General features: G+C 62.7%; 11 protein-coding genes. 6 read left to right on the top strand and 5 right to left on the bottom strand.

What is annotated here, in order from left to right:
* Nucleotides 1-147 precede the first annotated feature (147 nt).
* Both ACXJ7R_RS13305 and ACXJ7R_RS13300 read right to left on the bottom strand, forming a co-directional pair.
* Complete coding sequence (locus tag ACXJ7R_RS13305) at nt 148-996, bottom strand: EAL domain-containing protein (RefSeq protein WP_457152237.1); 849 nt, start codon at nt 994-996, stop codon at nt 148-150.
* Complete coding sequence (locus ACXJ7R_RS13300; protein ID WP_457152236.1) at nt 993-1889, bottom strand: EAL domain-containing protein; 897 nt, start codon at nt 1887-1889, stop codon at nt 993-995. The genes ACXJ7R_RS13305 and ACXJ7R_RS13300 overlap by 4 nt, the downstream gene beginning before the upstream one ends.
* Nucleotides 1890-2092: 203 nt before the next feature.
* Between ACXJ7R_RS13300 and ACXJ7R_RS13295 the strand changes: the two genes are divergently transcribed.
* Nucleotides 2093-3295, top strand: a complete 1203-nt coding sequence (locus ACXJ7R_RS13295) for a pyridoxal phosphate-dependent aminotransferase (RefSeq protein WP_457152235.1) — start codon at nt 2093-2095, stop codon at nt 3293-3295.
* A gap of 81 nt (nt 3296-3376) precedes the next feature.
* Here the strand turns inward: ACXJ7R_RS13295 and ACXJ7R_RS13290 are convergent, their stop codons facing one another.
* Nucleotides 3377-3772, bottom strand: coding sequence for a (R)-mandelonitrile lyase (locus ACXJ7R_RS13290; RefSeq protein WP_457152234.1), 396 nt, complete (start codon nt 3770-3772; stop codon nt 3377-3379).
* 262 nt (nt 3773-4034) lie between these two features.
* On the opposite strand from ACXJ7R_RS13290, the gene ACXJ7R_RS13285 reads away from it, so the two are divergent.
* From ACXJ7R_RS13285 to ACXJ7R_RS13275, 3 genes are all read left to right on the top strand, one after another.
* On the top strand, nt 4035-5564 hold the full coding sequence (locus ACXJ7R_RS13285; RefSeq protein ID WP_457152233.1) for a putative bifunctional diguanylate cyclase/phosphodiesterase: 1530 nt from the start codon (nt 4035-4037) through the stop codon (nt 5562-5564).
* A 195-nt stretch (nt 5565-5759) separates the two neighbouring features.
* The gene (locus tag ACXJ7R_RS13280; RefSeq protein WP_457152232.1) at nt 5760-7811 is read left to right on the top strand and encodes an elongation factor G; all 2052 of its coding nucleotides are present in this window, start codon (nt 5760-5762) and stop codon (nt 7809-7811) included.
* Between the two features lie 721 nt (nt 7812-8532).
* The gene (locus ACXJ7R_RS13275) at nt 8533-9030 is read left to right on the top strand and encodes a methyltransferase family protein (protein ID WP_457152231.1); all 498 of its coding nucleotides are present in this window, start codon (nt 8533-8535) and stop codon (nt 9028-9030) included.
* A gap of 45 nt (nt 9031-9075) precedes the next feature.
* On the opposite strand, the gene ACXJ7R_RS13270 is transcribed toward ACXJ7R_RS13275, so the two are convergent.
* Entirely contained in the window at nt 9076-9972 is an 897-nt protein-coding gene (locus ACXJ7R_RS13270; RefSeq protein WP_184874593.1) for a LysR family transcriptional regulator, read from the bottom strand.
* A gap of 79 nt (nt 9973-10051) precedes the next feature.
* Complete coding sequence (trxB, locus tag ACXJ7R_RS13265) at nt 10052-11026, bottom strand: thioredoxin-disulfide reductase (RefSeq protein WP_457152230.1); 975 nt, start codon at nt 11024-11026, stop codon at nt 10052-10054.
* A 251-nt stretch (nt 11027-11277) separates the two neighbouring features.
* Between trxB and ACXJ7R_RS13260 the strand changes: the two genes are divergently transcribed.
* Together ACXJ7R_RS13260 and ACXJ7R_RS13255 are read left to right on the top strand one after the other, a co-directional pair.
* A complete protein-coding gene (locus ACXJ7R_RS13260) occupies nt 11278-11757 on the top strand; it encodes an Lrp/AsnC family transcriptional regulator (protein ID WP_095090929.1) in 480 nt (159 codons plus the stop codon).
* 247 nt (nt 11758-12004) lie between these two features.
* Nucleotides 12005-12771 (top strand): glycosyltransferase family 2 protein (locus ACXJ7R_RS13255; RefSeq protein WP_457152229.1); only part of this gene is annotated, 767 nt, incomplete at its 3' end.

Below are 12771 nucleotides of genomic sequence, written 5' to 3'. Positions count from 1 at the left end.
TTCAAGGGCGTGACGAGATTCAGGTCAGGCCGAGTCGAAAACGGTGGGTTCCGAGAACCGGAACGGAGCGTACATTTGGGTACGTGAGTACCGGAAGCGCAGGAAGCTGCCGTTTGCAGGCCGGCCTCACCTGAATATCGACGCGCCCTAGCCGAACAGCGGCACAACCTTGCTATCCCTGCCAAGCAGCGTGTCGACGGAGAGCGGCTCTTCGTTGAAGATTGTGCCGGCCAGCGCCGGGCGGGCGAGAAGAAATCCCTGCAGCAGGTCGACGCCGCCTTCGAGCGCGACGCGCAGATGGGTGGGCTGCTCGATGCCTTCGACCAGCACCTTGGCGCCGCGGTCGTGCAAGGTCGAAACCAGCGGGCGGAAGAACCGTTCGGCGGCGGCATGGCGGCAGAACTCGGCGAACCAGGTGCCGTCGATCTTGACGATGTCGGGATGGAGCAGGCTGACCCGCTCCTCCGTCGAGTGGCCGGTGCCGAAATCGTCGATGGCGATGCGGATCCCGTCGCGCCGCATTTCGCGCACCAGTCGGATCAGAAGCGCGTCGTCGGCCGCCTGTTCGGTGATTTCGCAGACCAGCATGGCCGGCGCGAGGCCGAAATCGCCGAGATACCTGGTCATCAGCCGGATCTCGGCCAGCGCCCGCCCGGGATGGTCGTTGATCAACGGATTGTAGTTGAAAAACAGATCGAGCCCGTCGACGCCGATGTTGTGAAAATTCCTGAGGTGAAGCACCCGGCACATGGTCTCGACAAACAAGCGGTCGGAAGCGGCGATGCTTTCGAAAAACACCTTCGGCGCACCGGGACGGCCGGCACGGTGCGGCTCGATCAGGGCTTCGACCGCGACGGCGTGAAGGAAGCGGCCGCGCGGCGCGAAAATCGGCTGATAGGCGCTGCGCAGCCGAAACTCGCCATGGATACCGTATTCGATACCGACTTCGTCGACCTGGATCGCGTTGCCGACATCGCGCCGCCGCTCGCGCCTCATGGCGCCACCTTGCGCCCGAAGGCTTTTGCTGGCCGTGTCGAATGCGGTGGTGCCGGTTGGACAGGCGCGGCTTCAACGGCCGCGGAGGCGGCCTGCTGCGTGGATTTGCCGAAGACGCGAAAGCTTGTCGGCGCAAGCTCGGGCCGCGCCAGCACGAAACCCTGCACCATCGACGCTCCCGACTTCTCGGCCAGTTCCAGTTGCCAGCCCTCCTCGATGCCCTCGAACACCGTTCGGATGCCTTGCTGCTCGAAACTTTTCACCATGGTGGTCAGCAACGCGAAGCCGGCCCCGGACTCCATCAGCTGCGTGATCCAGAAGGCGTCGAATTTGACGATGTCGGGCTTCAGTTCCTTGATGCGGTTGATGTCGGAATCATCGGCGCCATAGTCGTCGACGGCGATGCGAAAGCCGTTGGCCCGCAGCGCGGTGACGAAACTGTGCAGGGTCTCCTGCGACGCCGAGCGCTGCTCGGTCACTTCGCAGACCACACGGCGCGGATCGATGCCAGCCTCGTGCAGCACCAGCCGCATTTCGCGCAAGGCATTGTCGGCAACGGTGCGCTCGGTGAACACCGACGGGTCGAAATTGACGAAGATCGAGGCCTCCTCCGGCAAGCAGGCGCCGGCGTTCAGAAGATGCAGCGTCCTGGTCAGCGCCTCGACATGCAGGCGGTCGGCGGCCGGACAGGTGCTGAAAAAGCTCATCGGCGATTGCGGCTCGCCGTCGCGGAACGGCCGGATCAGCCCTTCGAACGCGGCCACCGACAGCTTGCCTTCGTTGAAGGCGAAGATCGGCTGGAAGGCGCTTTGCAGCGTGTAGATGCCCCAGACACCGGTGGAGGTGCCATCGTCCTGACGGATGATGTGGGCAAGCCCGATGCTGCGCGACACGGTTCCTCGCTCCGCAAACTGGCGGTCAAACTGTGATCCTGTCACGCAAGCCTCTACCGCCCGTTAATGAATTTATCGTTGCCGATCACGGCTCCTTGAGGCCTGGATCAGCCGACAATGCTTGCACTGCGCGAAATCATGCGACATGAGAAGCGCCGCGGCCGCTCCCGGCCCGCGCCGACCTTGTTTGGAGATATCCGGTCATGGCCTTTCTCGCCGACGCCCTTTCCCGCGTAAAGCCTTCCGCGACCATTGCGGTGACGCAGAAAGCGCGCGAGCTGAAAAATGCCGGCCGTGACATTATCGGCCTCGGCGCCGGCGAACCGGATTTCGATACGCCCGACAACATCAAGAATGCGGCGATCGAGGCAATCCGCCGCGGCGAAACCAAATATCCGCCGGTTTCAGGCATCGTGCCGCTGCGCGAGGCGATCGCGAAGAAGTTCARGCGCGAGAACAATCTCGACTACAAGCCCGAGCAGACCATTGTCGGCACCGGCGGCAAGCAGATCCTGTTCAACGCCTTCATGGCGACACTGAACCCCGGTGACGAGGTCATCATACCGCGCCCCTACTGGGTCAGTTATCCTGAGATGGTGGCGATCTGCGGCGGCACCTCCGTGTTTGCCGACACCTCGATCGACAACGGCTTCAAGCTGACCGCCGCGGTACTGGAAAAGGCGATCACGCCACGCACCAAATGGCTGCTGATGAACTCGCCGTCGAACCCGTCGGGCGCCGCCTATACCGAGGCGGAACTGCGCGCGCTGGCCGACGTGCTGTTGAAGCATCCGCATGTCTGGACGCTGACCGATGACATGTACGAGCACCTGACCTATGGCGACTTCGTCTTCAAGACCATCGCCGAAGTCGAGCCGAAGCTCTACGAGCGCACGCTGACCATGAACGGCGTGTCGAAAGCCTATGCCATGACCGGCTGGCGCATCGGCTATGCCGCAGGTCCTGTGGCGCTGATCAAGGCGATGGACATGATCCAGGGCCAGCAGACCTCGGGCGCCTGCACCATCGCGCAATGGGCATCGGTCGAGGCGCTCAACGGCCCGCAGGACTTCATCGCCAGGAACAAGGCGATCTTCCAGGGCCGGCGCGATCTCGTCGTGTCGATGCTCAACCAGGCGCGCGGCATAAGCTGCCCGTCGCCGGAAGGCGCCTTCTACGTCTATCCGTCCTGCGCCCAGCTGATCGGCAAGAAGACCAAAGCCGGCAAGGTGATCGACACCGACGAAACTTTCTGCTCGGAACTGCTCGAGGCCGAGGGGGTCGCGGTCGTGTTCGGCTCGGCCTTCGGCCTCGGCCCCAACTTCCGCATCTCCTACGCCACTTCGGAGACGCTGCTTGAGGAAGCCTGCACGCGCATCCAGCGTTTCACGGCATCGCTGACCTGATCAGGCCAGTCTTGAAACTGAAAACCCGGCTTCACCGCCGGGTTTTTTGTTGGCAACGACGCCTCCTCACCGGCTCGGCACTCAGCCGCCATATTGCGCTGACGTCACCTCTTCCAACCAGTCGGCGTGGACACCGTCCAGCGCCTCCTGCATGGCGATATGCGTCATCGCCGACTTCGGCGCCGCACCGTGCCAGTGCTTTTCGCCAGGCGCGAACGAGATGACGTCGCCGGCCCTGATCTCCTGGACCGGTTCGCCCCATGTCTGGGCAAGGCCGGCGCCTGAGGTGACGTAGAGTGTCTGGCCGAGCGGATGCGTGTGCCAGTGGGTGCGCGCGCCCGGCTCGAAGCTGACCAGCGTGGCCCGCAGCCGCGCCGGCGCCTCCTTCTCGATGATCGGCGTCTGCAACACGCGGCCGGTGAAGTACTTCTCCGGCGCTATGATGGTCGGCACGCTGCCGCAAGCAATGATCTTCATCGGGGTGATCCTGGAACTGGTGAAGCGATCGGCATCAAATGCCGCCAGACATTCGAGGCAAAACCGCATTTGACGCAAAATCCATTGTCGGCCGATATCGTCCCAGGCGCAACCGGCCGTTTCGCGCACCACCGCAAGTCCGGGTTTTCTCCTTAACCATGAACGCTCCTCGCGTCATGTCGCTGGACGGAACGATGGCGAATTCAATGTCTTCTTAACAGCTGCGCACTAGCCCTGAGCCCGCATTTCAAGGGGCGATGAGATGAGCATACTGGCGACGATCAAGGACCACAGCGGCCGAATCTACCGCGGCATCCAGTTGCTGCTTCTGATCAGCATCGGCGCCGCGGTGCTTGGCGCGGTCGACCTGTCGCAAGACCAGCCCTCCAGCAACGCCTTCGCGGTCTCGATCCTCGCCACCAGCCTGGCCCTGCTGGCCCTGATGTATATGCGCAGCAGCGTCGTCCATCGCTTGCGGTCGGCCGCCGCCGCAGAGGCGGAAAAGCATCATTTCCTGACCAGGGACGCGATGACCGGGGCGATGACCCGCCGCTATTTCCTCGAAGCGCTGCACGACAGTCTCGGCAGCATGCGCGACCGGCGCGATGCGACCTTGCTGTTGATCGACGTCGATCACTTCAAGCAGCTCAACGACACGTTCGGACATCAGTTCGGCGACCTCGCTCTGGCGCATCTGGTCAAGACGGCCGAGCGCATCTTTGCCGGTGGCATGGTCGGACGGCTCGGCGGCGACGAATTCGGCGTCATCGTCCCGCACAACGATCTCGCCATCATCAACAAGAAAGTCAGGCGCTTGCTGGATGCCATGCGAGCCGGGAAATCGCATGAGGGCAAGACCATCCCGCTGTCCATTTCCGTCGGCGTGGCGCTGGCGCCGGCACATGCCTCGAACACGACGGAACTGATGCTGGTCGCCGACCTGGCGCTCTATGAAAGCAAGGCGGCGGGTCGTGGCCGCGTCACCGTGTTCGACGAGGAGATGCTGTCCGACAAGCGCTATCGTCGCCTGGTCGAGCGGGAGTTGCGCGCGGCGGTCTATCTCGGCGAACTTGAGCTGCACTACCAGCCGATCGTCAATCCGGACAGTTCCACCTGTGGCTTCGAAGGGCTGATCCGCTGGCGCCACCCGGTTCGTGGTCTGATCTCGCCGGCCGAGTTCATTCCGATCGCCGAACGCTCGACCCTAATCGACATGCTCGGCGAGTGGGTGTTCAAGCGGGCCTGCGCCGATATCAACCATTTCCCGGGACGCCGCATCTCGATCAACGTCTCCGGCGAACAGCTGAAGCGCGACGAGATCGTCACCATGTGCGATCGCGTGCTGAAGGAAACCGGCCGTTGCGCCGCGCAATTCGTCATCGAGATCACCGAGACGGTGGCGACCGCCGCCACGCCCGAAATCCTGCGACGCCTCGAAGCGTTGCGCGGCCTCGGCTTCCACATCGCGCTCGACGACTTCGGCACCGGCCATTGCGGCTTCAACTATCTGAAGACCTTGCCCGTCGACAGCATCAAGATCGACCGCTCCTACATCCGCAGCCTCGCCCATGACCAGGTGGCGCAGATTTTCGTTTCGGCGCTCGCCCAGATCGCACGCATCCAGGAAGTCACCATCGTCGCCGAGGGCGTCGAGACGCAAGAGGAATTCGCCCTGGCCAATGCCGCCGGCTGCAATCGTTTCCAGGGCTATTTCTTCGGCCGGCCGGCGCCGCGCGACAAGCTTGGTCCGTTGCATGCCGTCCATGCCGAGCCGCTGGCGCTGAGCGCCTGAGGCCACACCGAAGAATTTCTATTTTTCTTGCCCTGCCGGCAAACAAGTGGGACGATGGCTTCGGGCAGGTGGCCAAACCAAAAGAACCCCGCCCGCGACGGTCGAACAGGCCGGCCGCCGCTCAGGACCGATTGACCAAGCCTGAACCATGCATGCCAGTCGGTCCTACGGGAAACGCCTGAGTGGAGGTCAGTCATGGGTACTCGCGCCGGAGGACGACGCACGGGACCGAAATGCATTGCCATAATCGGTCCCTTCGCCAGCGGTAAGACGACACTTCTCGAAGCCATATTGGCCCGCACGGGCTCAATCCCCCGACAAAACCCCGTCTCATCGGGCAACACCGTTTCAGATCATTCGCCAGAGGCGCGGGCCCACGCGATGAGCGTCGAGGCGACCTTCGCCACCACTGAATTCATGGGCGAGCAGCTTACTTTCGTCGATTGTCCCGGCTCCATCGAATTCTCTTTCGAGGCCGAGCCGGTGCTGGCCGCCTGCGACCTCGCTGTGGTCGTTGCCGAGGCCGACGAAAAGAAGATCCCTGCCCTGCAGCTGATCATGCGCAGGCTCGACGATCTCGGCGTGCCGCGCATCCTGTTCCTCAACAAGGTCGACAAGGCAATCGCCGGCGTGCGCAACACGCTGAAGATGCTGCAGCCGGCCAGCGCCGTGCCGCTGCTGCTGCGCCAGATTCCGCTGCGCAAGGATGGCGTCGTCATCGGCTCGATCGATCTGGCGCTGGAGCGCGCTTACATCTATCGCGAATATGCCGAAAGCGAAGTGGCCGAAATACCTGGCGATGACAAGGCGCGCGAACTGGAGGCGCGCTTCTCCATGCTGGAGACGCTGGCCGATCATGACGACCAACTGATGGAACAACTGCTCGAGGAGATCGAGCCGCCCAAGGACGCCATCTTCGACGATCTCGCCGCCGATCTGCGCGATGGCGCGGTGACGCCGGTGCTGATCGGCACCGCCGAGAAAGGCAACGGCGTGCTGCGCCTCTTGAAGGCGATCCGCCACGACGCGCCGGACATCGAAGCGACCCGCAAGCGGCTGGGCGCGCCCGACGGCGCGGCCACCGTGGCTCAGGTGATGAAGACCATCCACACGCCGCATGGCGGCAAGCTGTCGGTGTCGCGCATCCTGTCCGGCCAGGTCGTCGACGGCTCCGAACTCTGGCTGCCCGGCGGCAACACGGCGAAGGTTTCCGGCATCTACCGAATGCTCGGCAAGGATCAGTTCAAGCTCACCATCGCCAAGGCCGGCGACACGGTGGCGCTGGGCAAGCTGGATGAGGTCAAGACCGGCCAGACGCTGAGTTCGGCCAAGGGCGGCATCAAGCCGCTGCTTGAGTTCGAGCCGCCGCAGCCGGTCTTCGCTTTCGCGCTGCGCCCCAAGGAGCGCAAGGACGAAGTGAAGATGTCGGCCGCCATCCAGCGCCTGGCGGAGGAAGACCCCTCGCTCAGCCTGCGCCACAACCAGGACTCGGCCGAGACCGTGCTGTCGGGCCATGGCGAGATGCATCTGCGTGTCGTGCGCGAGCGGCTGGAAGGCAAGAACCAGATCCCGGTCGAAGGTCATGCGCCGGCGGTGCCCTATCGCGAGACGATCCGCAAATCGGCGCAGCAGCGCGGCCGTCACAAGAAACAGTCTGGCGGCCATGGCCAGTTTGGCGACGTGGTGATCGAGATCAAGCCGCTGCCGCGCGGCTCCGGCTTCCAGTTCACCGACACCATCACCGGCGGCGTCGTGCCGAAGACCTATATCCAGTCGGTCGAAACAGGCGTGCGCGACTATCTGAAGTCGGGCCCGCTCGGCTTTCCCGTCGTCGATGTAGCCGTCAACCTGTCGGACGGCTCCTACCACGCGGTTGATTCCTCCGACATGGCCTTCCAGATGGCGGCCAGACTGGCGATGAAGGAAGGTATGGCCGCCTGCTCGCCCGTGCTTCTGGAACCGGTGATGAAGGTCGAGATCGTCACGCCCTCCGACGCGACCTCGAAGATCATCGCGCTCATCCCGCAGCGGCGCGGCCAGATCCTTGGCTATGATGCGCGGCCTGACTGGCCGGGATGGGATGTTGTCGAGGCAACCATGCCGCAGGCCGAGATCGGCGACCTGATCATCGAGTTGCGCTCGGCGACCGCTGGCGTCGCCAGCTACCGCGCCGTCTTCGACCACATGGCCGAACTCACCGGGCGTCTCGCCGACGAGGCAATGAATGCCAACGGCAAGGCTGCCTGATTCGGTCTTCCCCTCGAACCCCGGTTCGAGGGGGGCCCAAATGAAAACGACGCCCGGCGGGGACCGGACGTCGTCTTGTTCGCGAACCGTTTCCCGGTAGGTAAAACGGAGGTCCGCCGCATCTGGCGCCGCCGAGCTTCGGCGGCGGAAATGGTTCGGACGCGGTAGCCGCCTGAGCCCAGGCCGTTCGAGTGATGCCCCCATCTCCCGCACGACCACACCGCGTCCTATGGTGTGGATAGCACGTGTCGGGCGTCCATGTCATGTTACCTCAGGTTACATGTCACTGTTACGTGGCAATTCTGATGACTTTTCGAGTTGCTCCGGCAGGGCCCAGGCAACAAAAAAGCCGGATCAACGAAGATCCGGCTGAGTTTGATTGGAAGTGCCTGTTAAGGCTAACCTCCAGAGGGGAACACTCTAGGGCGCTAATGGGAGGAGAACGCGCCCAGGAGATGATCTATATATGTGCTCATCATGCCCAAGAAACAAGCATCTATTTTGCAACACACGCATGCAAAAAGACGCAGGCTGTGGTCTAACCCATATCCGAGACCAATAGGACCAGCAAAATCAGCAAAACGGAGCGTACGGAGGCGCGATTCTCACTACAGAATCGCCAATTGCGATCGATTTCTGTGCCCAAATGCCAAAACCGCGCAATGATGTGGAAGCAGGCAGCAGCCGTTCATTTATCAGGCAGTCAGGGAGGAAGCACCCAATGCGGACGTTTTCGGCGATCGCCGGCAGCGCGGCGTTCTTCATCGCCGCACCCGGCGTGGTTGCCGGGCTGGTGCCCTGGCTGTTGACCGATCGCTGGGGCTTGCCATGGTCGAGCCTGCCGGGCTTTGTGCCTGTTGGCGGGCTCCTGATCGTCGCTGCGATCGCTGCACTGCTGCATGCCTTCGGCCGCTTTGCGCTCGAGGGGCTCGGCACGCCCGCTCCGGTTGCACCGACCGAGAGACTGGTGGTCGGCGGCATCTACCGCCATGTCCGTAACCCGATGTATGTCGCGGTGCTGTCGATCATCCTAGGCCAGGCGCTGCTGTTCTCGAGCTGGACGCTTACCGCCTACGCGATCATCGGCGCGATCGCCATGGTGTCGTTCGTCCGGCTCTACGAGGAGCCGACATTGGCCCGCCGCTATGGCGCGCAATACGAGGCCTATCGCCGCGCCGTGCCCGGCTGGCTGCCGCGGCTGACGCCCTGGCGGGGGTGATTCTAGAACTGGATGAAGACCAGAAAGTCGAACGCCAGGGGTGGATCAGAAAGACCAGCTACGCGCCTTGGCGATGATGAAATCGCGAAAGACATGCAGCTTGGCCTGGTTCTTCATCGCGTCCGGATAAGCGAAATAGGTGTCGAAGGACGGCACCTCGGTCTCCGGCAGCAATTGCACCAGGTCGGAGTCCTTGCTGATCACATAGTCCGGCAGCATGGCGATGCCAGCGCCACCCTGCACCGCGCGCTTGATCGACAAAATGTCGTTGATCTGCAGCGTCGGCACCCTTTGTCCGCCTTCGAAATCGCCAATCGTTTCCAGCCAGTTCAGCTCCGACAGATGCGATGGCACCGGCACGCCGAAGGTGACGATGCGATGGCTCTTAAGCTCGGCCACCGAAGCCGGCTTGCCGTGCTTGGCGACATAGGTGGGCGAAGCATAGAGGTGGAAGTGCACGGTGAAGAGGCGGCGCTGGATCAGGTCAGGCTGCTGCGGCTGGCGCAGCCGGATGGCGCAATCTGCCTGGCGCATGGTGAGGTCGAGTTCCTCGTTGGCGAGGATCAGCTGCAGGCTGATTTCGGGATAGAGCTCGATGAACTCCTGCACCCGCTCGGTCAGCCAGCCGGCGCCCAGCCCGACGGTGGTCGTCACCCTGAGCACGCCGGACGGGCGATCCTTGGTCTCGGTCAGCCGCGACTTGATGGTTTCTAGCTTCATCAGCACGTCATGCGCCGTGCGGAACAGCATTTCGCCCTGCTCAGTCAGCACCAGCCCGCGGGCGTGGCGGTTGAACAGCGGCACGCCGACATCATGTTCGAGCGCGCTGACCTGCCGCGAAATCGCCGATTGCGACAGATGCAATGTCTCGGCCGCATGGGTAAACGACCCTGCCTCCGCCGCAGCGTGAAACACGCGTAGCTTGTCCCAGTCCAACGCCATGCTACCCCTCGTTCTGTTTTGGCGTCTGAATGAAAAATCAGGCTTTTACACGGCGTTTCTAAGTCGCCTTCTGAACTCTTTATTCCGCCGCTTCGCGGTGCACTTCGATGCCGGCCAGATACTTCTCCGCCTCGAGAGCAGCCATGCAGCCGAGCCCCGCCGCAGTCACCGCCTGGCGGTAGATGTCGTCGGTCACGTCACCCGCCGCGAACACGCCGGGAACGTCGGTGCGGGTCGAATCCGGCGCTGTCCACAGATAGCCGTTCGGCTTCTGCTTCAGCTTGCCCGCAAACAGTTCGACCGCCGGCGCGTGGCCGATGGCCACGAACACGCCGTCGACCTTGAGATGCGTTTCCTGGCCGGTCACCGCATGCTTGAGCTTCAGCCCTTCGACCGAAGGCGGCAAGGGCGCCTTGCCGGGACGGCCGGTGATCTCGTCGACGACCGTGTCCCAGATGACGCGGACATTGTCCTTCTTCAGGAGCCGCTCGCGCAGGATGCGCTCGGCGCGGAAATCGCTGCGCCTGTGGATGACCGTCACACTCTTGGCGAGGTTCGACAGGTAGAGTGCCTCTTCCACCGCCGAATTGCCACCGCCGACCACCGCGACATCCTTGCCGCGGTAGAAGAAGCCGTCGCAGGTGGCGCAGGCCGAGACGCCAAACCCCATGAAGGTCTGTTCGGTCGGAATGCCCAGCCATTTGGCCTGCGCACCTGTGGCAATGATCAGCGCGTCAGCGGTGTATGTGGTGCCGGAATCGCCCTTGGCGCGGAACGGCCGCACATTGAGGTCGACCTCGGTGATGATGTCGTTGATGATGTCAGTGCCGACATGTTCGGCCTGCTTCAGCATCTGCTCCATCAGCCACGGCCCCTGGATGGGGTCGGCGAAGCCGGGATAGTTCTCGACATCGGTGGTGATCATCAGCTGGCCGCCCTGTTGCAGGCCGGCGACCAGCATCGGCTTCAGCATGGCGCGGGCGGCGTAGACCGCTGCCGTATAGCCGGCGGGGCCGGAACCGATAATGAGAACGGGCGCGTGCTTGGTGGTCATCTGGAAGCCTCTGCGGAGGGCTGCCGGCAATTGCGGCATGGAAAACTCGTCGATATCGCGCGTAATGTAAGTGTTGCCCACGGCGCCAGCAAGGCAGGTTGGCATTCGTCCCCGGAAAGCTTTGTCGCACCCCTGTCGCCACTTTGATCGGCCGAAATATTCCGAGCGAGGGATGGAATGGACAGCGAAGTCGTTTAATTACAAGATCACGCAAGATTCTTGCGTATTGCCCTGACTTATCGAGAGCCCTCATGCCGCTCAAGGCCGATCTCGACGCCATCGACTGGAAGATCCTRCGCGAGCTTCAGGCCGATGGGCGCATGACCAATGTCGAACTGTCGAACCGCGTTGGCATTTCGGCGCCGCCGTGCCTGCGCCGCGTCAAGCGGCTGGAGGAAGCCGGCATCATCCGCGGCTACCGCGCCTTGCTCAACGCGCCGGCGCTCGGCCTCGATGTCGTTGCCTTCTGCCTGATCGGCCTGCATCACCAGGCCGACGCCGAACTGCGCACCTTTGCAGAGCGCACCCGCGGCTGGCCGATCGTGCGCGACGCCTGGATGGTATCGGGGGAATCCGATTTCCTGCTGCACTGCGTGGCGAGCGACCTGGGGGCCTTCCAAACCTTCGTCATCGAGGAGCTGACTTCGACCCCGAATGTCGACACGGTGCGCACCGCGCTCACCATCCGCCGGGTAAAGGACGAGGGGCTGGTCTCGTTTGCACAGCCTTGAGGCTGGTCGACGGCAGCACCACATCGTCCCCGCTCGATGCGAATTCCCGGCTTCGCCATACCAGGGCCGCTTTCGCATTCGACAGGCTCTGGTGTAGAAAGCCGGAGCGTTCTGCCGGACGTGGCCGCTTTGTTGGTTTCCTAAGGCAATTTCAGGAAAGTGTGACGGGTTTTTCGACAGCGATTGCGTAACAACTGATGGCGCAAGCAGCGTAATTTCACAGAACAGTGTGCTGTAGAGTGGGATCATGACTCGATTTTCTAGCCCGGTTTCGGCGCTCATCATCTGCATGAACGAAGCCGACATGATCGGCCCCTGCCTGGAGAGCGTCGACTTTTGCGCCGACATCGTCGTCGTCGATTCAGGTTCGACGGATAACACCCTGGTCGTCATTCAGGAGTTTATCGCCAAGGGCTACCCGATAAGGCTGTTTCACAACGATTGGCCGGGTTTCCCACGTCAGCGGCAATTCGCGCTTGATCAAGCCACGCAGCCATGGTGCCTTTCGATTGAAGCCGATGAGGCCGTCGACGACCTGCTCAGGCGGTCGATCGTGACCGTGACGCAGCCTCAGAACGAGGCCATCGACGGATGGTTCGTAAGACGCCGCGACAAGCTGAAAGGCTATGGCTATGCGCACCGCTGGGTGCTGCACAACAGGCTGCTGCGTCTGTTCCGCCGCGACAAGGCCACCATGGACATTGACCTGCGGGTCCATGAATCGTTCGAGGTGCCGGGCGAAACCGGTACGATTGAAAATGGCGTGTTGCTGCATCGCCGCGAAATGACTGTCGCGGAGGATCTGGCAAGGGCCAACACCTACTCCAGCCTCAAGGTTGCCACGCTGGTCGAGAGAGGCAAGAAGCCAGGCTTGATAAGGCTGGTCCTGTCGCCGCTCGGCAACTTCCTGAAATTCTACCTGGCCAAGCGCTATTTCCTTTGCGGCCGGCATGGCTTCGTCTATTCGATGATGGTGATGGTGTATTCGTTCGCCACCGAGGCCAAGCTTTACGA

This window comes from Mesorhizobium sp. P5_C1, assembly GCF_054049815.1.
This window is presented reverse-complemented; position numbering and strand designations above follow the sequence as displayed.